The organism is Paenibacillus intestini (genome assembly GCF_030803945.1).
Taxonomy (GTDB): Bacteria; Bacillota; Bacilli; order Paenibacillales; family Paenibacillaceae; genus Paenibacillus; species Paenibacillus polysaccharolyticus.
In genome coordinates, this window is the sequence record NZ_JAURUN010000021.1 from 18658 (window position 1) to 43303 (window position 24646).

At 40.0% G+C, this 24646-nt stretch carries 20 protein-coding genes; 19 read left to right on the plus strand and 1 reads right to left on the minus strand.

Annotated features, from left to right (window positions below):
• The first annotated feature begins 22 nt into the window (after positions 1–22).
• The 19 genes from J2T16_RS28110 (at position 23) to ligA (ending at position 22445) form a co-directional block, all read left to right on the plus strand.
• Positions 23–2347, plus strand: a complete 2325-nt coding sequence (locus tag J2T16_RS28110; RefSeq protein WP_123065401.1) for a glycosyltransferase — start codon at positions 23–25, stop codon at positions 2345–2347.
• A gap of 11 nt (positions 2348–2358) precedes the next feature.
• Positions 2359–3564, plus strand: a complete 1206-nt coding sequence (locus tag J2T16_RS28115; protein WP_123065402.1) for an ABC transporter ATP-binding protein — start codon at positions 2359–2361, stop codon at positions 3562–3564.
• Positions 3565–4671 (plus strand): class I SAM-dependent methyltransferase, encoded by a 1107-nt coding sequence (locus J2T16_RS28120; protein WP_123065403.1) that lies wholly within the window; start codon positions 3565–3567, stop codon positions 4669–4671.
• Between the two features lie 3 nt (positions 4672–4674).
• Positions 4675–5943: a glycosyltransferase family 4 protein gene (locus J2T16_RS28125; RefSeq protein WP_123065404.1), complete on the plus strand. Its 1269-nt coding sequence runs from the start codon at positions 4675–4677 to the stop codon at positions 5941–5943.
• 276 nt (positions 5944–6219) lie between these two features.
• Complete coding sequence (locus tag J2T16_RS28130) at positions 6220–7149, plus strand: NAD-dependent epimerase/dehydratase family protein (RefSeq protein WP_123065405.1); 930 nt, start codon at positions 6220–6222, stop codon at positions 7147–7149.
• Between the two features lie 14 nt (positions 7150–7163).
• Positions 7164–7910, plus strand: coding sequence for a glycosyltransferase family 2 protein (locus tag J2T16_RS28135; RefSeq protein ID WP_123065406.1), 747 nt, complete (start codon positions 7164–7166; stop codon positions 7908–7910).
• Positions 7907–8266 carry a DUF2304 domain-containing protein gene (locus J2T16_RS28140; RefSeq protein ID WP_123065407.1) on the plus strand — a complete coding sequence of 120 codons (360 nt, stop codon included), beginning with the start codon at positions 7907–7909 and terminating at the stop codon, positions 8264–8266. The genes J2T16_RS28135 and J2T16_RS28140 overlap by 4 nt, the downstream gene beginning before the upstream one ends.
• Positions 8250–8645: a GtrA family protein gene (locus J2T16_RS28145; RefSeq protein ID WP_123065408.1), complete on the plus strand. Its 396-nt coding sequence runs from the start codon at positions 8250–8252 to the stop codon at positions 8643–8645. The genes J2T16_RS28140 and J2T16_RS28145 overlap by 17 nt, the downstream gene beginning before the upstream one ends.
• 27 nt (positions 8646–8672) lie before the next feature.
• Positions 8673–9416 (plus strand): sugar phosphate nucleotidyltransferase, encoded by a 744-nt coding sequence (locus J2T16_RS28150; protein WP_123065409.1) that lies wholly within the window; start codon positions 8673–8675, stop codon positions 9414–9416.
• Between the two features lie 19 nt (positions 9417–9435).
• Positions 9436–9987, plus strand: a complete 552-nt coding sequence (gene rfbC, locus J2T16_RS28155; protein ID WP_123065410.1) for a dTDP-4-dehydrorhamnose 3,5-epimerase — start codon at positions 9436–9438, stop codon at positions 9985–9987.
• Positions 9988–10015: 28 nt separating this feature from the next.
• Positions 10016–11041, plus strand: coding sequence for a dTDP-glucose 4,6-dehydratase (gene rfbB, locus J2T16_RS28160; RefSeq protein WP_123065411.1), 1026 nt, complete (start codon positions 10016–10018; stop codon positions 11039–11041).
• Positions 11038–11898 (plus strand): dTDP-4-dehydrorhamnose reductase, encoded by an 861-nt coding sequence (gene rfbD, locus J2T16_RS28165; protein WP_123065412.1) that lies wholly within the window; start codon positions 11038–11040, stop codon positions 11896–11898. Before rfbB ends, rfbD begins: the two co-directional genes overlap by 4 nt.
• 101 nt (positions 11899–11999) lie before the next feature.
• Positions 12000–12941, plus strand: coding sequence for a glycosyltransferase family 2 protein (locus J2T16_RS28170; RefSeq protein WP_123065413.1), 942 nt, complete (start codon positions 12000–12002; stop codon positions 12939–12941).
• A gap of 94 nt (positions 12942–13035) precedes the next feature.
• The gene (locus J2T16_RS28175) at positions 13036–14025 is read left to right on the plus strand and encodes a glycosyltransferase family 2 protein (RefSeq protein ID WP_123065414.1); all 990 of its coding nucleotides are present in this window, start codon (positions 13036–13038) and stop codon (positions 14023–14025) included.
• The gene (locus J2T16_RS28180) at positions 14022–15422 is read left to right on the plus strand and encodes an undecaprenyl-phosphate glucose phosphotransferase (protein WP_123065415.1); all 1401 of its coding nucleotides are present in this window, start codon (positions 14022–14024) and stop codon (positions 15420–15422) included. The genes J2T16_RS28175 and J2T16_RS28180 overlap by 4 nt, the downstream gene beginning before the upstream one ends.
• Before the next feature lie 201 nt (positions 15423–15623).
• Positions 15624–16499 carry a phosphatidylinositol-specific phospholipase C/glycerophosphodiester phosphodiesterase family protein gene (locus J2T16_RS28185; RefSeq protein WP_123065416.1) on the plus strand — a complete coding sequence of 292 codons (876 nt, stop codon included), beginning with the start codon at positions 15624–15626 and terminating at the stop codon, positions 16497–16499.
• 214 nt (positions 16500–16713) lie between these two features.
• Positions 16714–17418, plus strand: a complete 705-nt coding sequence (gene pcrB / locus J2T16_RS28190; protein WP_499020101.1) for a heptaprenylglyceryl phosphate synthase — start codon at positions 16714–16716, stop codon at positions 17416–17418.
• 526 nt (positions 17419–17944) lie between these two features.
• Positions 17945–20314, plus strand: coding sequence for a DNA helicase PcrA (gene pcrA / locus J2T16_RS28195; protein ID WP_499020103.1), 2370 nt, complete (start codon positions 17945–17947; stop codon positions 20312–20314).
• Positions 20315–20432: 118 nt separating this feature from the next.
• A complete protein-coding gene (gene ligA, locus J2T16_RS28200; protein WP_336122781.1) occupies positions 20433–22445 on the plus strand; it encodes an NAD-dependent DNA ligase LigA in 2013 nt (670 codons plus the stop codon).
• 144 nt (positions 22446–22589) lie between these two features.
• On the opposite strand, the gene J2T16_RS28205 is transcribed toward ligA, so the two are convergent.
• Positions 22590–23975, minus strand: a complete 1386-nt coding sequence (locus J2T16_RS28205; protein ID WP_499020106.1) for a molybdopterin-dependent oxidoreductase — start codon at positions 23973–23975, stop codon at positions 22590–22592.
• Between the last annotated feature and the right edge of the window lie 671 nt (positions 23976–24646).

The following is a 24646-nucleotide window of genomic DNA, read 5'->3' on the forward strand; positions in this document are numbered from 1 at the left end:
TAATGGAAAGCGGTGTTTTTAAATGATTCGTAGTAACAGTCCAGTTGATATAATCATACCTATATATAATGCGTTTGAAGATTTGGTTGAATGTGTTGATTCGCTATTTTTAAATACAGCCGAGCATGAGTTCAGACTATTTCTTATTAACGATTGCAGCCCAGACAATAGAATAGAACATTATTTAGAGAGTTTGAATTTTTCTAATATAGTGAAAGTTTCTAATGATACGAATCTAGGATTTGTGAAAACAGTTAATAAAGGAATGAGTATTTCTAACAATGATGTGATTTTGCTTAATAGCGACACTATTGTTACAGAAAATTGGCTATCGAAACTTGTCCAATGTGCTTATTCAAATGAAAGAATAGCAACTGTCACTCCTTTCACAAATAATGGTACCATTTGTTCCGTGCCTAATTTCGGTGAAGATAATGAGGTTCCAAATGGATTTACAATTAATAGATTTGCTGAAATGATAGAAGACATATCTATGAGAAAATATCCACAGTTGCCCACTGCTGTTGGTTTTTGTATGTATATTAAACGTTCAGTTCTAGATGAGATTGGACTTTTTGACGATGAATCATATTCAAAAGGTTACGGTGAAGAAAATGATTTTTGTTGCCGAGCAACTGAATACGGCTATATTAACGTGCTTGATGATGCGACCTTTGTGTACCATAAAGGATCAATGTCATTCAAAGATGATAAAGAAACTTTAATCGTTCGAAATTCGGAAGTTTTACGAAAGAAATATCCATACTATTTTGATAGAGTTAATAGTTTTCTGGCGTCAAACATGGTTTTTCCGTTGGTAGAAAATATAAAAAAACAACTACCGGCATATTCAAAGATACCTAAAAAAAGGATTCTATTATTGACTCACAACACTGTTGATGAAGATTGGTTGTTCAAACGCGGTGGGACTGAAATGCATGTTAAAGATATAATAGACGGGTTGGAAGAATATGAGTTTTACACATTGACTACACATGGAACACGGGTGTTGCTTAAAAAATTCAGTAATAACGTCACAATGAATTATAATTTTTTTATTGAATATCCAATCGAGGCACACACTTTTTATCAAGCCGACTATGCAAAGATTCTGAATATTATAATAAAGGGTTTGTCTATAGATTTAATTCATGTACATCATCTACAAAGGCATACGTATGATATTTTTGGTATAGCTAATAATTTAAACATTCCTTTAGTTTACACTGCGCATGATTATCATCTAATTTGTCCGTCTATTCTATTAATGGATCACAATGGTGAATACTGCTACGATGATATTTCAATTGAAAAATGCAATAGTTGCCTGCAATCAAAGATGGGTTACGGCACGGCATTTAGACAACAATGGCGTAACGAGGTATTGAAAAATTTACAATTCATTAGTTTGATGATCTATCCTTCTGAATCGGTAAAAGTATATTTTGAGAAGGAATATCAAATTAATAAACTAAATATTCCCTTCAAAATTACTGAGCATGGAATAGTTGTTACAGAAGAAGAGGACAAAAATAGGGATTCTGTATCGAACAAAAGTTTTACAGATAGAGGGTTTATTAATGTTGCTTTTGTTGGTAATTTCGCGAAACACAAAGGAAGCGATATCATAAGAGAAGTTTTAGCTAAGAATAACCGCGATATCGCGATAAATTGGTTCCTTATAGGCGATATTCAAGATCGTTTGTTGGATGAATATAGTAATGGAACAGTGTATAAAATAGGTGGATACAACCGTAATAATTTATCAATGCTTTTAAAACAATATCAGATTGATATTGTTTGTTTACTGTCTGTGGTACCAGAAACTTTTTCTTATACTCTATCTGAAACTTGGGCAGGAGGGATCCCAGTAATTGTTAATGATCGCGGAGCATTAGGCTCAAGGGTAGAAGATAACAAAAGTGGCTGGCTTGTTAAGAATTTATCGAGTGATAATTTATTTAACAAGTTGTTGGAAATTAGTAAAGACTATGATATGTATTCGAATGTTAAGGATTATGTTTCAAATAATCTTAAAGTAACAACTATAGTGAATATGATCTCGAGTTATAGGAGAATTTATAAAGAGAATATTAATGATGAAGTTAGAGAGATAGCCCAAGTTGAAAAAACAACATTAAATAAGGAATTGTATGAAAGCCTAGTTGTTTTGAATCAAAATAACATTCATCTGGAAAGAGAATTACAATACAAGGATCTGCAACTTCAGGCCATATACAACACATTAGGTTGGAGATTGTTAAATTATCTTAGAAAGAACAAAGGTGTTATGGTTATAGGGAAAAAGGTGCTTACTCATTTAATTCAAATCAAAAGTAGAAAATAAAGGGGCTATATATGAATAATTATGCAGTTGAATTATCTAATGTAGGGAAAGAATTTCAAACTTATGCTAATCCTATAAATAGACTCAAGGAACTTTTATTTGAAGATAGGGAATATTCAGAAAAATTTACAGTTTTAAAAAATGTCAATTTGAGAATTCCTCGAGGTCAAACTATCGGATTAATTGGCGAGAATGGAAGTGGAAAGAGCACATTATTACAACTTATATGTGGCATTCTAAAACCAACTACTGGAGTAGTTAGTGTGGAAGGGAAAATCTCTGCGCTCTTGGAACTTGGGGCGGGCTTTAACCCCGAATTTACTGGGAGAGAAAATGTATACATGAATGGTGCCATCCAAGGCTTCACTAGAGCTGAAATGGATGTTAGAATGCCTATTATAGAGGGATTTGCAGAAATAGGAGAGTTTATTGATAAACCCGTAAAAACTTACTCATCTGGTATGTATGTAAGACTTGCCTTTGCTTCTGCTATCAATGTAAACCCTGACATACTTATTGTCGATGAAGCATTAGCAGTGGGAGATTTATATTTTCAATTAAAATGTATTGAAAAAATAAAAGAATTTAAAGAAAGTGGTAAAACCATAATATATGTATCTCATGACACTTATTCAGTGAAAAATATTTGTGATTATGTAGTTTGGATCAAGGAAGGCAATATATTTGAACAAGGTGATCCTGTACAAGTAGTGCCGCATTTTGAAGACTATATGAAACTGAAAAAAGATATAAATTCAAATGTTTCCAATAAAACCGAATCTACTTCTACGTCTGAAGAATTAATGTTGAAGATTGTTGAAACTAATTGTTATGAATATAAAACTAGAAATGTTAAACAACAGTTTGAAGTCAACGATAGTATGACCATCTCTGTTAATTATGAGCTATTAAAATCTGTCGATGAAATTGTTGCAGGGGTTGCTATTTTCGGGGCAGATGGCTCTAGTATATGCGGACTTAACACAAAACTTGACAGTATAACTATTAAACCAAATTTAGGCGAAAACGAACTATTCATTCACTATAGTGATTTGAATTTATTCCCAGGAACCTATACTATTCACGTTGGCTTCTTTGAAAGAGAGGCAGTTGGTCGTATGGATTATAAAGCAGATACCGGTTCCTTTAATATAATTAGTAGCTCTTACAAAGGTGAAGGGGTCGTACTACTAAAGCATGAATGGGAAGTGAAGTGAATGTCAAAGTATGACTATGAAGTTGATTTAACAAAAGAAACTTCTGCATCAAAAATTATTAAGCTTATTAGTGGTAATTCAAGGGTTCTTGAAATTGGTTGTGCATCCGGTTATATGACCAAAATACTTCGAGAAGAGAAAGGTTGTGTCATTGATTGTGTTGAAATCAATGAAGATGATGCCTTGAAAGCTCAAGTATACTGTAACGAAATGCTAATTGGAGACATTGAGAAAATTGATTTTAGTTTTTTAAAGAGCTGGGGGAAGTATGATTATATATTATTTGCTGACGTGCTGGAGCATCTGAAGCATCCAAAAGTAATATTGGAAAAATGCAAAGATTTGTTGAATATTAATGGCCAGGTAATCGCATCGATCCCCAACATGGCTCATTCTTCGATAGTATTTAATTTACTAAAAGGAGACTATAATTATCAAAATATTGGCTTGCTTGATAATACACATTTAAAATTCTATACGAAAAAATCAATAGTACAACTTTTCGAAGAATCAGGCTATTTTATTAAAATTGTTGATCGTGTAAAGATATATCCTCAATTTTCGGAGTTTTCTATAGATATTGAAAGCTATCCTGATGAGATTATTAATTATGTCTACAGAAATAATTCAGAAGCAGACACTTATCAATTTATTCTTTATTCAAAAGTGTTATCTGAAGAGAATCGCTATGAGGAAATTTTGAAGGAGAAGAGTCAGATAGAAACTAAAGTTTTAGAACTTCAGAATATCATTAATCACCAAAAAGATTCTTTGAAAATGCAAATTGATTACTCTGAGCAACTTGAATCTTTGGTTCATAGGAAAGATTCCGAATTCAAATTATTAGAAAATGAACTCGAAAATTCTCGAAAAAAACTCGAGTCTCAAATAGATGACAATACTAAACTAAAATTAATGATCAAAACAACAGATGAGGATTCCAAAAAGCTAGAGAGTATCGTTTTAGAAAATGAAACTTTGAAAGATCAGATTAATATGTTAAAAGATACTTTACAAAAACAAAATGAAAAATATGAAGATATAACAAGGGAATTTTCAACTTACAAAAACTCAAATTGGTTCAAAAAAATAAGCGGGAAAATATAATATATGAAAGATATTCTAATAATTTCTCCTTCTCCAATAAAAAACAAAATGTCTGGTCCAGCAATTAGGTATTGGGAGATAGCTAAAAACCTTTCACATGAAAAAAGAAGAGTAACAGTGTTAGTTCCAAATAGTGATTTCATACAGGGTGAGGGCTTTGTTGTGAAAAAACTAACAGGAATAAATTTGTGGAACAGTTTGTTGAAGTGTGATGTCGTTTTATTACAAGGGCTTTCCATTTGGAAATATCCTTTCATTAAATATTTTAACAAAGCAGTTGCAATTGACCTGTATGATCCATTTAATCTAGAGAACCTTGAAAGTTTTGAAAAGCATGGATATATAGCGAATCTGAAATATAAAACAACTATGGCAGTTATTGAAGAGCAGATTCAAAGAGGCGACTTTTTTTATTGTGCTTCCGAGAAACAAAAGGATTATTGGTTAGGTATGATTTCTGCTAAACGACTTACTCCTAAATTATATGCAAGTATCAACAAAGACATTAAAGAATTAATAGGAACTGTTCCATTTGGGATACCTAATGAGAAACCGAGAAAAACTCAGCATAAAGTGATCAAAGGGAAATGTCCAATTATAAGTGAAAACGATAAAGTTGTTCTGTGGGGGGGAGGAATTTGGGACTGGTTAGATCCCGAATCTTTAATTCAAGCTATGGCTAGAGTAAAGCGTAGTCGTAATGATATTAAGTGCTTCTTTATGGGGGTTAAACCTCCGAGTGGAGGAACACCAAGAAAGTTGAGCCAATTGATAAACCTTACAAAAGATTTAAATTTAGAAGATACTGTTTATTTCAATGATTGGGTTGATTACGATCAGCGGAGTGACTATCTCCTCGAAGCGGACATTGGGGTCTCTCTTCACGAGAATCATTTGGAAACTAGGTTTTCTTATAGAACTAGATTGCTTGATTATGTGTGGTGCGAGCTCCCAATTCTTGCTTCCGAAGGCGATGTCTTTGCAGAAACTATAAAAAAATATAATCTAGGATCAGTTGTATCTGAAAAGAATATAGATGAGATATCTAAAAGAATTATTGAAATGATTAACATAGGGAAACAGAGAGTCTATCCAGAAGAGAATCTTGAAGTTTTTACATGGTCCTCGGCAGTGTCTAATTTAATTAAGTTTTGTGACGCTCCAGTTAGAAGATCACAACGATTTAACATCATTAGTGAAGTGAAGTTTATGGTTTGGAGAGTTATGTATGTTATTATAAGACTCCAAGAAAGATATCTTAATAAATTGTGATCTTCTCATTTGAATAGCAATAATTATTTGTAATATTTTTCCGATGGGCTATTCAAAATTACGCCATTTTTATTATATATGACGCATTAGAAGGAATTAACAATTGGGAATTATAATTTTTTGAAAATTAAGTTGGTGTAAATTTAAACCCATAATCATGCGCTTTACTAGAATATATGCCACACTGCATTTCAAAATATAGTTGACTATACCTTTTAAGAATTGACTTCTGAGTTCGCAAATGTTTGATGAATCATATCTAAAGGAGGAAATACTTTGAGAATTATCGTTACTGGAGGATGTGGATTCATCGGATCGCATTTGGTAGACAGATTAATTAGTGAGAACCATGATGTTCTAGTAATAGATGCGTTATTCTATCCTGAGAGTGAAGAAAATTTGAATAAAAGTGCCGAATTGATGAAAATTGATATAAGGGATAAAAATCTAGAAAAAGTATTTATGAACTTTAGACCAGAAGTTGTATACCATTTAGCTGCACAAATCGATGTACAAACTTCACTTAATAATCCATACTTGGATGCTGAAATAAATATATTAGGCTCTATAAATGTTCTTCAAGCATGTAAAAATTCTGGTGTAACAAAAATAATATATTCTTCTTCTGCTGCTATATATGGCGAAAATTATGATCTTCCAATAAAAGAAGTTTCCCCAAGTATACCTATTTCCTTCTATGGGATTTCCAAATTTACTCCAGAATATTATATAAAAATGTTTTCTGATTCTTGTGATCTTGATTACTCAATACTCAGATATTCTAATGTTTATGGTGAACGACAAGTTACCCATGGTGAAGGGGGGGTGGTTTCAATATTTATTGATAACTTCCTCAGAGGAATTCCTTCTAAAATATTTGGTGATGGTAGTCAAACCAGAGATTTTATATATGTTAAAGATGTTGTAGATGCTAACATGCAAGTTATGACAAAGGGGAATAACCAAATTTTCAATATTAGCACAAATACACCTATTTCAATAAATGATTTGTACTATAAATTAGCAAGCATCGCGGACTCTTCATTAGAACCAGTATACTGCGATTCTCGTATGGGAGATATTACTCACAGTTATATGGATAATTCTAAGGTTTTAGAAGATCTAAATTGGAAACCAAGTTCTACAATAGACGAGGGACTGAGACTAACGTATAGCAATTTCGAAATTGCCAAAATAGTGAGTTAGAAGGCGGTAAAACCATGACTAAAACATTAATTATAATACCAGCTTATAATGAAGAAAAGAATATCCTTAAAGTGCTTCAGGAAGTAAAAGAAGACTTAGTTGGTGCGGATATACTGGTTATTGATGATTGTTCCAAAGACAGGACACGTGAAGTAGTCCAAAATGTTAAGGGAGTAAATCTTATTTCGCTTCCAGTTAACTTGGGATATTCTGGTGCATTACAGACTGGATTTAAATTTGCCGTAGAGAACAGCTACGACATTGTTATTCAATTTGATGGAGATGGGCAGCACATAGCATCTGAGGCAAAAGCGCTTATTAATGTATTAATTGAAGAAAATGCAGATATTGTGATTGGATCAAGATTCAAGAAGGAAAACGATTATAATCATAGTTTTTTTAGGAAAATGGGCACAAATTTTTTCAAAGTAATTATAAGAAGTGTTTGCAAAGTTGATATTACCGATCCTACTTCCGGGTTTCAGGTTTTAAGAAAGTCTGTTTTTCAAAATTATGCATTAATGAACAATTATCCTGAATATCCCGATGCAAATTTGATTATTGATATGTTATTAAGAGGCTTTAGAGTTTCCGAATATCAAGTTAGGATGAGGAATAGAGAATTTGGAGAAAGTATGCATAGTGGTATCATTAAGCCCGTTAAATATATGATTAAGATGTTTTATGCGATTGTGTTTGTTTTGCTGAAATCTCAAAGACTTTCAAAAGATAATAATAAATTTAAGGAGTCTGTAAGATGATTGCAAAAATATTTTTTCTAAGTTTAGGACTTTTACTGGTTATTTATGTATACATTCGTGTTAAGAAAAACTTGTTTTCTGAAAAAGAAAGTATGCTATGGATGGTGGGTTCATTATTCCTCTTGACTCTTTCTTTATTCCCAAGTATAGTTGATTATTTTTCTCGAATAATAGGGATTAGTTATCCTCCCTCTCTATTATTTTTAATATCTATGATTTTTATTTTGTTTTTGTTACTTAGACAAAGTCAACAGATTAATGTTATGCATTCAACTCTAAAAGAATTAGTTCAGAGAAACGCTTTATTAGAAAGTAAAGTTAGGAAGTATTGTGAAAATAATGAAGATAAAAATTGATAAAAACTTGGTTGTCCAGATTTTCAGTTTTGGTCTTATAGGAGTTTTGGGGACAATTATACACACCGGAAGCTTGCTGCTTCTGGTTGAATTCTATCATTATAACCCTCTAGTATCATCTGCGATTGGATTCACGTTGTCATTAATAGTCTCTTATTTTCTCAACATTAAGTTTACTTTTAATACAAGGAATGTGAAATCTTCATTTATTCGTTATTCTTATGTTTCTTTGGCTGGTTTGTTAATTAATTTAACAATACTTTTTATTTTTCAGTATTATATTGGTGGTCAATACATGATTGGTCAATTTATAGCAATTATAATAGTACCATTTTTTAATTTTGTTTCAAATAAATACTGGACTTTTAAATCAACATAGTCAGCTAACTAGTGAGGGGGTTTTTTTATGAAAGGTATAATTCTTGCAGGAGGAACGGGCTCCCGTTTGTATCCTTTAACAAAGGTCACTAATAAGCATCTTTTACCTGTAGGTAAATATCCCATGATCTTTCACGCAGTGCATAAGCTAAAAGAAGTTAAAATCCATGACATTTTAATTGTCACAGGCAAAGAACACATGGGCGATGTAGTTAGTCTCTTAGGAAGTGGTAGAGAAATGGGAGTTAATTTCACATATAAAGTACAGGATGAAGCTGGTGGAATTGCTCAAGCTCTTGATCTTGCCGAGCATTTTGTAGGTGATGATCAAATGATGGTAATTTTAGGGGATAATGTGTTTTCCGATAATGTTACCCCATATGTTGAAAATTTTCGTAATCAAGGTATAGGGGCTAAAATTCTGATTCAAAGTGTTGCTGATCCCCAACGATTTGGAGTTCCTGAGATTGAAGGTTCGCGTATTAAATCGATCGAAGAAAAACCGCAACAACCTAAAAGCAACTATGCTGTAACCGGCATATATATGTTCGATAGTCAGGTTTTCAATATTATAAAATCGTTGGAACCATCCGCACGTGGAGAGCTCGAGATAACAGACGTCAATAATGTATATATCCAAAAGGGACAATTGACCTTCGATATATTGGAGGGCTGGTGGACCGATGCTGGGACGCATACTTCTCTAGCTAAAGCAAATGAGTTAGCGCATAATATTATTTTTGAAGAAGAGTTTGGAAAGCTAAAATTATAGTAAAAGGGGAGTTCAAATAATGAAAGTGACTTCCGCCAAATTGCAGGCTGCTGTGTTACTAGAACCGGTAGTTCACGGTGATCACCGTGGCTTTTTCATGGAAAGTTATAACGATAACGTCATGAAACAAAATGGGATTCACTATGACTTTATTCAAGATAACCAATCTTTGTCTGCTCAACCCGGGGTACTTCGTGGACTACATTACCAGCTTAATCCGAAAGCTCAAACCAAGTTAATCCGTGTCCTTTCCGGCGCGATCTACGATGTTATCGTAGATATTCGTAAAGGGTCCCCAACGTTTGGTCAATGGGAAGGTTTTATTCTCAGCGAGCATAATCATCGTCAATTGTTGGTTCCAAAAGGGTTTGCTCACGGTTTTTGTACTTTGGTTCCAGACACCCAAGTCTTGTACAAAGTAGACGAATACTATTCCCCGGAGCATGATCGCGGCATATTATGGAGTGATCCGGCACTTGGAATTGATTGGCCTACGTCCAATCCTGTCTTGTCCGATAAGGATCAGAGGCATCCATTGCTGAAGGACGCGGAGATCAATTTTAATTTTTGAAGTGAAGTAATTAGGAGGTTCCCATCCCATGAAACTGCTCGTTACCGGCGGCGCCGGATTTATTGGAAGTAATTTTGTTATGTATATGCTTGAGCAGTACCCGGACTATGAAATCGTCAATGTAGATGCACTTACCTATGCGGGTAATTTAGAGAATTTAAAATCTCTTGAGGGTAACAAACGACATACCTTTATCAAAGCAGATATTACGGATGCTGCCCAGATGGATCGTTTGATAGGCCAGGGTGTAGATGTAGTCGTTAGTTTCGCAGCAGAATCACACGTGGATCGCAGCATCATGGAGCCGGACGTTTTTGTACGTACGAATGTGAATGGAACCCAGGCACTGCTTGAAGCGGCTAAAAAACACAATATCACCAAATTCGTTCAAGTATCGACGGATGAGGTGTATGGATCTTTAGGTCCAACCGGTTTGTTTACAGAGGATACTCCTCTTCAACCTAACAGCCCTTACTCTGCTTCCAAAGCAGGAGGAGATATGCTGGTGCGTGCTTACCACGAAACCTTTGGTTTGCCTGTAAACATTACGCGTTGCTCTAACAATTATGGCCCGCTTCAGTTCCCGGAGAAGCTCATTCCGCTTATGATCTCACGGGCATTGAATGATGAAGCTCTACCTGTATACGGAGATGGCTTGAACATTCGGGATTGGCTTTATGTAGAGGATCATTGCAGTGCGATTGATCTTGTTATTCACAAGGGACGTAACGGTGAAGTCTATAATATCGGCGGTAACAACGAGCGGACGAACATACACATTGTGAAGACCATCTTGGAGCAGTTAGGAAAACCTGAGTCTTTAATCCAATATGTACAGGATCGTCTGGGACATGACCGGCGTTATGGCATCGATCCAACCAAAACGATGACCGAACTTGGCTGGAAGCCTAAGCATAACTTCGAGACAGGAATTAAGGAAACAATTCAGTGGTATTTGGATAACAAGGATTGGTGGACACGTATTCAATCTGGTGCTTATCAGGAGTACTATGAGAAGCAGTATGGAGCTCGTTTGGGAGACGATAAGGCATGAAGGTTCTCGTAACGGGTGCAAGCGGCCAGCTTGGAAAGGATGTTGTGCTTCTTTTAGAAAAAGAGGGGCATGACGTTCTCGCTTGTGACCGGGATCAGATGGATATCACCAATCAAGCTCAATGTAACGAGGTTATATCTTCATATCATCCAGAGGTCATTATACATTGTGCAGCGTATACTGCGGTGGATGCAGCAGAGACCGATACGGATGGTGCATACAAGGTGAATGCAGTAGGCACACGTAACGTGGCTGTAGCTGCAGAGAAAGTCGGAGCCAAGCTGATTTACATCAGTACAGATTACGTCTTCGATGGTCAATCGACTACTCCTTATCAGGAATACGATGATACAAATCCTCAAAGTGTGTATGGCAAATCCAAACGAGCCGGAGAGTGGCTGGTACAATCATTGTGCTCTAAATGGTTTGTAGTACGAACCTCTTGGGTGTATGGCCTTCACGGTAATAATTTCGTCAAAACCATGTTGAAGCTGGGTCAGGAGAAACCGAAACTTCAGGTTGTTCATGATCAAAAAGGGTCGCCCACATATACTGTGGACTTGGCTTTGTTCCTTATCGAACTAATGGGAACAGAGATGTATGGGATATATCATGCTTCTAATCGTGGAGATTGTACCTGGTATGAGTTTACCCAAGCTATATTTGAGGAAGCTCAAACTGTTGTCGGGGTTTCCATTCAAGCTGAATTGGAACCTTGCACAACAGAGCAGTTTCCAAGGCCGGCTCCTAGACCTGTTAATTCAGTAATGGATCACTTGTCGATTCGTACTAACGGTTTGACAGATCTCCGCCCTTGGCGGGAAGGTTTACGTGATTTTATCCGTTCTATGTCATAACCAAAACAAATCTAGTACTCAATAATGAACTCTCGCTCTTGTATTTCCGGGCGGGAGTTTTCGTATATAATAAAAAGAAAAGTTTAAATTTGAGGTGCAGAGTGAACCAATCTAAAGTATGTGTCATGCTTTCTACATATAACGGTGCAAAGTATATTGAGGAACAACTTGAAAGTTTGATCGCACAACGCCACATCGAGATGGATATTTACATCCGGGATGATGGCTCTTCCGATGGAACTCTCCTGAAAATCCGTAAATTTGCTGGATCTATTCCCCAGGAGATCGGAATCCATATTTTTGAAGGTGAGAATGTAGGTGTAATCGGAAGCTTCTTTGAACTGATGTGTTTAACGCAGCCGAAATATGATTTTTACGCCTTTTGTGATCAGGACGATGTGTGGCAGCCTTACAAACTCAGCAGGGCTGTGGAACAACTTCAATCAAGGTCATCTGATATTCCGCTGATGTATTGTTCTTCTACTCAAATGGTAGATCAGGAATTGAACCATTTGAACATATGGCCTAAGCTTCCCCCTAAACCACTCAGTATGTATAACGCGTTGGTTGAAAATTGTTGTGTGGGTTGTACCATGGTTCTGAATCCAGTAGCATTTGAGCATCTCATGGCTAATTTACCCTCTGATCTCACAAGTATCCTTATGCATGATCGTTGGATTTACCTTTACGTTAGTACTTTTGGAGAGGTGATCTTTGATGAAGAGCCTTCCATTCTGTATCGGCAGCATCAGGAGAACGTTATGGGAGGTAGCAATGAAGGATGGAGTACAAAATGGAAAAGAAGATTTGATCGATTTATAAATGTAGGAAGCCTCAAATTAAGTGAGCAAGCAAGGTTATTTGATGACATATATGGACGGTATCTAACTTCAACTCAATCAAAAGACATTAAACATTTTTTGAATGGATTAGAAGATAGCTTTATTAATCGGATAAAGTATGTCCTGAATATGCCATTCTACCGTCAAGCCTCTCTGGACAACCTTGTTCTCAAACTCATATATGTAATGAAGAAGGTTTGAAGTTGCAACTTGAATCTACTTTAAGTCCCTTCTGATGCCAACATATGCTATACTTTCAATAGTTAAACATGAGACGAAGTCAGGAGTTTTCAAAATGATTCATACAACTGATGCTTCACCAAACGAAGTATCACATATAAATAAAAATGATAAGGTTGACGTTAGCATCATCATCGTTAACTACAATACACGCCAACTGACCCTGGATTGTTTGGCCTCAGTTTATGCGTCTCAGACCTCTTACCAATATGAGATTATTGTCGTAGATAATGCTTCGCGAGACGATTCGGTTGGGGCTATTCAACATGCTTATCCGAATGTGCGGATGATCGCTAACTCTGCCAACACAGGCTTTGCTGTAGCCAACAATCAAGCAATGGAAGTTGCCAGCGGACGCTACATTCTGCTCCTAAATTCTGACACGGTCGTTCAGCCAGATACGCTCCATACGATGGTCTATTTTATGGATCGCCATCCCAAAATGGGGGCCTCCGGTTGTAAAGTCATTCTTCCGGACGGCTCACTGGATAAAGCCTGCAAAAGAGGATTTCCCACACCATCTGCGTCATTCTACTACGCGTTTGGGCTTTCACGGCTTTTTCCGGATCGGCCGAAGTTTAATCAATATCAATTGGGGCATCTTAGTCCAGACGATGAATATCCAGTAGATTGTCTGGTTGGTGCATTTATGTTGGTACGTCGTGAGACCATTGAGCAGATTGGTGGATTGGACGAGACGTTTTTTATGTATGGTGAAGATATCGACTGGTGTTATCGTATTAAAGAGGCAGGGTGGGGCATTTATTACTATCCGCGTACATATATTGTGCATTATAAGGGTGGTAGTGCCCGTCGCAAACCTTTGAAAATTACGTATGAGTTTCATAGAGCAATGTGGGTGTTTCACCGCAAGCACTACGCTAAGAAATATAATCCACTGATGAACGGAGCCGTATGGATGGGCATTTCTTTAAAGTTTACGTTATCCCTCCTGCGTAACTGGGTATCTCTGCCTTCTCGTTCGAAGAGAACTGTTACACCGACGAGAACGGAAAACGAAGTATCATCCGAGGTGAAATCATGATTCGGCGTAATCAACGGTTTTTAACTCAATTGTATATCGCATCTGACTTTGGCGTTATTCAGCTTTCATTTTTGCTGGCGTGGTGGTTGAAATTTGAAAGTGATCTCTTGATAAATCAGAACCCGCTACCTATAGAAAAGTACTTGATGTGGAGCCTAGTATACGCGGTACTTGCTATATTGGCAGGTTTGTTATCTTCACTTTATGTACCTAAACGCAAAAAGCGCTTTGTTGATGAACTTTGGAAAATTGTCCAATCTCACGGTATAGCCTTCTTCATGTTGCTCAGTCTAATGTTCTTTTTCAAAGAAGTAAATATCTCGCGCGCATATCTCGCGATGTATATAATCGGTAATGTGTCCTTCACATTGATTTATCGTTACATGGTGAAGTTACAATTAAAACATTTGCGCAAAAAAGGCTTCAACCGTCAGTTTGTGCTGATCCTTGGAGCAGGTTCACTTGGGAAACGTTTCTATGACAATCTCAAAAGTTATCCTGAACTCGGGTATGAAGTTACGGGCTTTCTGGATGATTACCGACATTGGAATCAAGTGGAACAGAAGAGATACAGCCCGATTCTAGGGAAAATCGACGAACTTGAAGAATTTTTGTCTACACACTATGTAGATGAGGTAATTCTGGCTTTGCCGCTGGATGCACATGATAAATATTCGCATATTATCAATGTGTGTGAGAAGGCTGGAGTGCGCACACTAATTATTCCGGATTTCTTTGATTATCTACCGGCACGCCCTCACTTTGATAACTTTGCAGGTATGCCGATGATTAATGTGCGTGACATTCCGCTCGATATTACCATTAATCGTCTTATGAAACGTACGTTTGATATTGTGTTTTCGCTCGCGGCAATCATCTTCACATCTCCTATTATGCTCATTGTAGCGTTGGGGGTGCGTTTGACCTCGGCAGGGCCGGTTATCTTTAAACAGGAGCGTGTTGGACTTAACAGACGTAACTTCATGATGTATAAGTTCCGTTCTATGAAGGCGATGCCTGAAGGTTTGGAAGACACAGGATGGTCAACTCAAAATGATCCACGTCGTACCGCCTTTGGAACGTTTATAAGGCGTACGAGTTTAGATGAGTTGCCTCAATTTTTCAATGTGTTGTTAGGACATATGAGCGTGGTGGGTCCGAGACCGGAGCGACCGTATTATGTCAATCAGTTTCGGGATGAAATTCCTAAGTATATGATTAAACATCATGTTCGCCCAGGCATTACGGGATTAGCGCAGAGTAAGGGATTACGAGGGGATACCTCTATTGAGGATCGGATTGAACAGGATATTTTTTATATTGAGAACTGGTCTTTATTATTTGATATTAAAATTATATGGGAAACCATTCGCAATGGTTTGAAAAATGCATATTGAGTTTTATGTTAGTCTCACACCATTGAAAGTCGCCCTAGGGCGGCTTTTTTGTTTTGCCCCTGCTTGATTCGGGTAGTTAGTTACCAAAAAGTAATGTTACACAACATGTACCGTCGTTAATAGTAAGTGAACAGCAATAATTAATTTGTGATACTTGTAAACTACTTTGACTAATACGTCTGCAAAGGATGTGTAAATGATATGAAACGTATTGCCGCCGTTTTGACACTGTTGCTCGTTACCGTAGGTACACTCTTTTGGGCACATGACAGTCAAAGTGAGGAGCAACGTGATGGATTTGCAAACTACCGATTAATCGCCCATGCGATGGGCAGTATTCGGGAACAGCCTTACACCAACGCGTATGAAGCGATGATTGCCAATTATGAAAAAGGTACACGGGTATTCGAAATAGATTTCATGCTCACTTCGGATCGCGTAGCTGTAGCCAGACATGAGTGGACGGCTAATATGAGCAAAATGCTGGGACAGGATGAAGAGTTGCCAGAGCATAAGCAGGCCGGGGCGCTTACACACGATGAATTCATGAACACACCGATTCTTGGCATGTACCAGCCAATGGATGCCGATGGAATTATGAAAGTGTTATCCAAGTACCCGGATATGTATATTGTAACGGATACCAAAGAGCAGAAGGACGAAGATATCCAGCAAGTGCTTCGATCATTGGTTAATGCAGCGAAGAAACATGATTCATCAGCTCTAAGTCGAGTGGTGGTACAGATTTATAATGAACCTATGCTTGAAAAAGTAAAGGAGGTTTACAACTTCCCGTCCATTATCTACACGTTATACGCTACACAAGATACAGAGAGCCAAGTTGTTGATTTTGTGCAAAATAACGATATTGATGCTGTAACGATGCCGGAATATAAAGTAAACCAGAACTTTGTCGCTAAGCTGAAGAAGGCTGGGGCAGTCACCTATGTGCATACCATTAATGATACCCAGCAGGCGGTCAATTATGAAAAATGGGGTGTGTATGGGGTGTACTCCGATGTCCTGACAGAGCAGGAAATGGAAGATATGAATACAAGGTTTGCTTGGAAACCTTAAATCATTCAAAACCCAGAAGAGACTCAATATATGCTAAAAAACATTTGTAAGAGAATCAAATTTTAAGACATAGACTTTTTAGGGATGGATACAGCAAAAAAGTCTGTGTTTTTTCTGTTCGCCTTTTATACGAACATTGACACCTACTGTCTGCTGACTTAGACTTAGTTTACAAGCTTTTTAGGATGCAGAAGAACCTCTGGAGGAATGTTCGTTGATAGACATGATTAAGCAGTGGAGACACGTATTTAAGCTCGACCCCGACAGGGAAATTACCGATGAGGCATTGGATCAGGTATGCATGTCTGGAACGGATGCGATTATCGTGGGTGGATCATCAGGTATTACGTATGATAATACGGTAGATCTGATGTCCCGGGTGCGTCGCTATGAACTGCCGTGTGTGTTGGAAGTATCCGATCTGGAGGCAGTTGTGCCTGGGTTTGACGGGTATCTGATCCCGATGGTGCTGAACACAGCGGACAGCAGATGGATGATTGGACAGCACCAGCAGGCTATCGAGCGTTATGGCTATTTGATCCCTTGGGATTTGCTGATTACCGAGGGGTATATTGTGCTTCATGCGGACTCGACTGTGGCGAGGTTAACCGGAGCAGATACGGAACTGACGACAGAGGCTGCGGTTGCTTACGCTCAAGCTGGAGAACGGTTACTGAACCTGCCCATTATATATATGGAGTACAGCGGAACTTTCGGGGATATGGAGCTGGTTGGCGAGACACATAGACAATTGGAGCGATCGCATCTCATTTATGGCGGTGGAATCGATACAGCAGAGAAAGCAGGACAAGCTGCCCAAGTTGCGGATACCATTGTTGTTGGGAATATTGTGTACAGCCATTTGATCCAAGCATTGGAAACGGTACAAGCTGTGAAAGGCGATCAAAGTAACACCTGACCGGTTTAGTTTACCATTACCCCACATCCTCTTTAGAATCTGTTAAAATAGATCTTCGTCCCTTTATTGATTTCATTTCATTTAAGTAATATTGCTTTCATATTTTCTAAATCTCTTACCTACCCACAAAGTATAAGGCGACTATGTTTACTACACATGAACGGAGAGTACAGAAGCGATCTGAAGAAACGAAGTGTTCGTATTTATCATCGAATTTATCCCTCTGATAAGTTGATCTGTTTATTTACACTTGAACGGAGAGGACAGAAAAAAACTGGAAAAGCGTAGCGATCGCATTTATCACCGGATTTTCCCCTTACAAAATGGAATTAAAAAATTCTGGGGATAACAGCGATTGGAAGGTTGTTCTGTCATTGGAGTGGCCGGTGTAAACTACTTTGTTCAAGTTGTATAGAATTTAAATCGAGGATTAAACAGCGATCGGAAGATGCTACTGCACTCGGAGTAACAAGTGTAACCTATAGGGCTCCGTTATACGACCAACTAATGAAAGGAGCATGCATGCATGCAACCTGTAAATATACATGACGCCGTAGCACGGCTGAACACTCCTCAGCGGCAAGCTGTTGAGGCAACGGATGGGCCATTGCTTATTATGGCTGGCGCGGGCTCGGGCAAAACCCGGGTGCTGACACACCGGATTGCCTATCTGATCGCAACACGGAAAGCACCCCCGTGGGGCATTTTGGCGATTACGTTTACGAATAAAGCTGCTCGGGAGATGCAGGATCGGGTATCCCAACTGGTAGGCGGATCTCAGGGCCGCGATATTTGGGTATCCACGTTTCACTCCATGTGTGTGCGCATCTTGCGCCGTGATATTGAACGGATCGGTTTTACATCCAACTTTAGTATTTTGGACTCATCCGACCAGTTATCCGTTATTCGTAGCTGTATGAAAGATCAGAACATCGATACGAAAAAGTTCGAACCCAAAGCTGTTCAGGCGATGATGAGCACGGCCAAAAATGAACTGATCAGTCCAGAGCAATACGAGAAACAGGCGGGCGACTATTTTGAAGGCATTGTAGCCAAGGTATATACGATGTACCAGAAACGTCTCAGAGCCAACAACTCACTCGACTTTGACGACCTGATCATGGCAACCATTCAACTGTTTAAAGAAGTGCCGGAAGTGCTCGATTTTTACCAAAAGAAATTCCAATACATTCATGTCGATGAATATCAGGATACGAACCGTGCACAGTACATGTTGTGCCGTATGCTGGCTGACAGCCACCACCGTATCTGCGTCGTAGGGGATAGTGACCAGTCGATCTATCGCTGGCGTGGGGCGGATATTACCAACATCCTTAACTTTGAAAAAGATTACCCGGAAGCACAGACGATCCTGCTCGAGCAGAATTATCGTTCGACTTCCAACATCCTGAATGCGGCGAATGAAGTCATCGGCCTGAATACGGGCCGTAAACCGAAGAAGCTGTGGACGGATAAAGAAGGCGGCTCGAAGATCAAGGTATACCGTGCCGATTCCGAGCATGATGAGGGGTATTTTGTAACCTCCGAGATTAGTAAAAATGTGAAAAACGGCAAATCCTATCAGCAACATGCGATTCTGTACCGTACCAATGCTCAGTCCCGGGTTATTGAGGAAATTTTGATCAAGTCTGATATTCCGTATCAGATTGTCGGCGGCATCAAGTTCTATGATCGGAAAGAGATCAAGGACATTTTGGCTTATCTGCGCCTGTTGTCCAACCCGGATGATGATATCAGTTTGACCCGGATTATTAATGTGCCGAAGCGCAGCATCGGGGATACGACAGTAGCCAAGCTGGCTGCAGCCGCTGGAGAGCGCGGGGTTTCCATTTTCCGTGTACTGCAAGTGGTTGATGATCTCGGTTTCGCTGGCCGCACGCGTAATGCACTGGTGGAGTTCTATGATATGATCGCAGCTCTGCACCAGATGGTTGAATATCTGTCCGTGACTGAATTGACCGAGAAGATTCTGGAGATGAGCCAGTATCGTGACGAGATGCAGAAGGAAAACACCATTGAATCTCGCGCAAGACTGGAGAATATCGAAGAGTTCCTGTCGGTAACGATGGAGTTTGAGAAAAATAATGAAGACAAAACGCTCGTTTCGTTTCTCACCGATCTGGCACTCATTGCAGACATCGACAGCATGAACGATGACGAAGAGGATCAGAGCGATGCGGTCACGTTGATGACGATGCACAGTGCCAAAGGTCTGGAGTTCCCTGTTGTCTTTATCGTAGGTATGGAGGAAGGGGTCTTCCCTCACAGCCGTGCTTTTATGGATAATGAAGAGCTGGAGGAGGAACGTCGTCTGGCTTACGTGGGGATTACACGGGCTGAGGAACAGTTATTCCTCTCGTGTGCACAGATGCGGACCTTGTTTGGACGTACAACAGCCAATCCGCCATCCCGTTTCTTGGATGAAATCCCGGATGAGCTCAAAGAAGATACGTCCATTGCACGCGACCGTTACCGCCGAGGAACCAGCACAGGCGGAGCTTCATATGGAGGACGTGGTTTAGGCTCCAGTGGTGGAAGCAATTTCGGCGGTGCCGCGAGTGCATCCAAGCTGTTTGAGCATCAAAGCCGAAGTGGTTCATCCGCAACAGCTTCATCTGGGCCATCGTCCCGAGTAACTACGAGTACATCTCGTCCAACCTTTGCGGCACCAACATCGGCTTCAAAATCGGCCTCATCCGAAAGTGCGGCAGGATTTAAGGCAGGCGACAAAGTGCAACACGGCAAATGGGGGACAGGTACCATCGTTGCAGTAAAAGGCAGTGGTAATGATACCGAACTGCAGATTGCATTCCCGGCTCCAGTCGGCGTGAAACGTCTACTCGCTGGATTTGCCCCGATTACCAAAGTGGAATAAGAATAAACGGCCTATTGTATGATACTGGACTGACATGAACATCGATTCTGCCATGTCTCTCGATTACAATAGGCATGTTCGTTCTACATATATTAAATATACGGAGGGATGGCCCAATATGGACCCGATGCACCGGATGGAGCAACTCGTTACCGAGCTGAACCAGCACAACTATCAGTACTACACGATGGATCAGCCGCAGATCAGTGATAAGGAGTATGACCTTCTATACGATGAACTGGTTACGCTGGAGCAGGAGAGCGGTATGGTGTTGCCGGATTCTCCCACACAACGTGTAGGGGGCGAACTGCTCAAGGGATTCACCCCGCATCGTCATTTATCCCCATTATGGAGTTTGGACAAAGCGCAGAACATTGAACAGCTTCGCAATTGGAATACACGTGTATTAAAGCTGGTGAATGACTATAACAGCAAAAACCCGAATAATCCGTTGCCTGAACCGGGTTATGTCATTGAGCTGAAGTTTGATGGACTGACCTTGAACCTGACCTATACCAATGGTGAGTTGGTGCAGGCTTCTACGCGCGGAAACGGAACGGTGGGCGAAGGCATTTTGGCACAAGTGAAAACCATCAAATCTGTTCCGCTCAAAATTCCGTATACCGGAGGTACGATTGAAGTGCAGGGCGAGGGCATTATGAATCTTTCTGTACTGAATCGATATAATGAAACGGCTGCTGAGCCGCTCAAAAATGCACGGAATGCAGCCGCAGGAGCGCTGCGTAACCTGAATCCGAAAACGACAGCTGAGCGTCGGTTGAATGCTTATTTTTATAACATTGGATACTCGGATGATATCCAGTTTGCCAACCATCAGGAAATGATGGACTTCCTGCGTAAGAACCGTTTTAAAGTTAATCCTTCACTCACCTATTTCCAAGAATTTGATGACGTTATGGAGCAACTTGAAGAAATTCAGGAAAATCGGGGGCAACTGGATTACCTGATTGATGGAGCGGTCATTAAGCTCACGGACATGCGAACTCGTGAAGTGTTAGGCTACACGGATAAGTTCCCGCGCTGGGCAGTTGCCTATAAGTTCGAAGCGGAAGAGACAACAACCGTACTGAACGAAGTCGTGTGGAATGTTGGCAGGACGGGTAAAGTGACGCCGCTGGCGCGGGTAGAAGCCGTTGAACTCGCTGGAGTGACCGTGCAGAACTGCACCCTGAACAATGTGGGTGATATTGAACGTAAAAATCTGAAATTTGCGCTGGGTTCACGTGTCTTTATTCGTCGTTCCAATGATGTTATTCCTGAGATTCTCGGCAAAGTGACTGAGGAGAATGACGGAGAAGAGATCATCTATCCAGAGCAATGCCCGGCATGCGGATTCCCGTTAGAGCAACGCGGAGCGCACTTGTTCTGTAATAACAAGCTGGCATGCAAACCGCAGACGGTTGCTCGTATCTCTCATTTTGCTTCCAGAGATGCCATGGACATTGAGACCTTCAGTGAGAAAACAGCGATTCAGCTATATGATGAATTGAATGTGCGTGAACCAGCTGATTTATATACATTGCAGTTCGATGATCTCGTGAAGCTGGAGCGATTTGGCGAAAAGAAAGCGAATAACCTTCTCGCAGCGCTCGAGCAGAGTAAAGATCGGGACCTGGCTTCTTTCCTGTATTCCTTGGGTATCCCGAACACTGGAAAATCCACCACACGTATGCTCGCGGATCATTACCGTGATCTGCATGCCATCATGAATGCTACCGTAGAGGAACTGGTTGAACTCCCCGATGTAGGTGGGATTGTTGCGGAGAGCATCGTGAATTTCTTTGCCGATCCGTTCACACAGGCTGCTATTGAGAAAATGCTGAATTTGGGTGTGAAAGCACAGGCGCCAGAAGCGCCAGCGGTTGTGGTGGAGGATTCTTTCTTTAGTGGTAAAACGGTCGTGCTTACAGGAACACTGCATCAATTGACGCGTGAAGAAGCAACGCAGAGACTTGAAGCGCTTGGTGCGAAGGTCACGGGGAGTGTATCGAAAAAAACAGATCTTGTCATAGCTGGAGAGAAGGCAGGCAGCAAATTAACGAAAGCTCGTGATCTCGGCATTCCGACTATTGAAGATGAGGATGAACTGGTACGTCTGCTGAATCCGTAGAACGTTAAATATCTACAGCTTTGCGTCAGCACGTGTCATAGGCATTAATTAGGTACGTGATATTAGTAGCTTGTAAAGAAAGAGGCCTCCAAAAACACGCAAATGTCGTGTCAGGAGGCTTCTTTTGTATACGCCGGAGATCTGTTATGAACCCGTTATGTTAGGAAAACTCTGAGAAGCACCGGATAACCATGCATCTTTGTCGTATCCCCGTTCTTCCCAATACCCGATATGCTCGCTGTCGATGACTTCAATACGGTTCAACCACTTGACCGATTTGTAGGCGTACATCTGCGGAATAACGAGTCGTACAGGTCCACCAAGATCCGCAGGGATAGGTTTGCCATCATGCATGACCGCAATCATAATATCATCCATTTGTGCCTGCTCTAGTGTAATCGCATCGGTATATACCCCGTCTCCGGAATAAAATTTGACGCTGTGCGCTCCAGACTTTATACCGGCGTTCTCCAGAAAATGCTTCAGAGGAATGCCTTCCCATGTATTCTTGTACACGGACCAGCCAGTAACGCAGTGGAAATCACTGACTTGCACGGTGCGTGCAAGCTTGACGAACTGTTCCCAATTCCAGATCTGAGCACGTTCTACAAGACCATCTACCCGAAATGACCAGTTTGCATTAGAGAATGATGGAATGGGGGTTACCGTATATACACGAAAATGTCCCTCGGCACCCCCGCCAATTGGAGGAGATGAAGAAGATAAAGGTTGCGGAAGTGGAACCATCCGATTGGGGTCAGTCTCAAGCATGCTGTCTATGCTGTTATCAAACTTGAGATTTTTACCAACCCATGATACAAATGTAGGTCCAAGAGTAACGGCGAGTCCTATGCCCACAGCAGAACGGATGAAGGCTCGACGGGTATATACCGGTTGCGGTTTCTCCATGTTTGGGACGTTATTTCTACCAGAGTCTTTGTCTGCATCGAGAATAGAAGTGGCTGCTGGTGTGTTGCGTGTGTCCAATTCCTCTTTGTTAGCGTTGGAATCGGCAGGATTATTTACACTTGTCTTCTGTGTCGATGGTTCATTCGTTTGGATCGTACGACGTGCAGGGTCTTTTAACCAACGTGTACGTGTGATGGAGTGGTAGATGATGTAAGGTAAACCAACCCATGTGAGCAAATCGTGAATCAGAAGCGCGGCATTGGACCATCGTGGGCCGACCAGCTTGAACTGCCATAAAACGATGCCGGATAATAGCCATCCGATCAGAAGTGCAAGAACGATGATGGTATTTGCTTTTTGCCATGGTTTATTACGAAGTTGCTTCCAATGTTTACTGGCCAAAAATAAGTAATACACGACAGGCAAAAGCATGGCGATGCCCACGGTGATATGTAACCATTTTAACCAAACACGTCCGATACCCAGAGTTTCACGCCAGAAGCCACCAATTAATATGAGACCAGTAATAGAAAGTATCACAACGATCCAGGCATTCCAGGCATGAATAGAAACTAGCTTTTTGCCGTAACCTTTACGCATCATTTTTAACCACTGTTTCAAGTGTTTTCACCTCGCGTCATGGATTTAAATTAGAAATTGAAATCTTAGGTTGAAAGCAAAATCGTAATAGATCAATATTCAAAAATTCAAAAGCGGATCTCAGATGAGTGTAGGAAGGGTACGTGTAAATGTGAGCGTGCTACTGCTCAATTGGAACTGTTAACAACCTTGGGGTACTCCCTTTTATTTAAAGATACCTTATTATAAAGTTTTTGGATCACTTACTTCAAATTTGATCTTTTCCGAGCTATCACCTCTCTTGTTTGGCTTAGCAAAGGCAAAATTCGCTTCATTTCGATCACTCTCTCCAGGCAATAAGATCGATCTTATTGCAATATAATAGAAGTTGAATAAAGTACTTGCTAAAAGCATGACAGCGTGATATATTATTTATTGTCGCTTCAAACAGAAGGTAGTCGAGTAGCTTTGAAGATTGACGAAAAAGATTGTTGACAGAAACTTAGTTAACATGATATGATAAATTTCCTGTCTGGTTGACGTAAGTTGTCACGAGATAAGGTGAACAAGTTCCTTGAAAACTGAACAAATGGATAGTAACTTTTGATTCACAATGAATCGTCAGATTCAAAATGAGCTTATCGCTCTTTTCAATACCCCGATGAGTTACACAGCGTTTAACGACGCTGCGAAATTCATCTTTATTGGAGAGT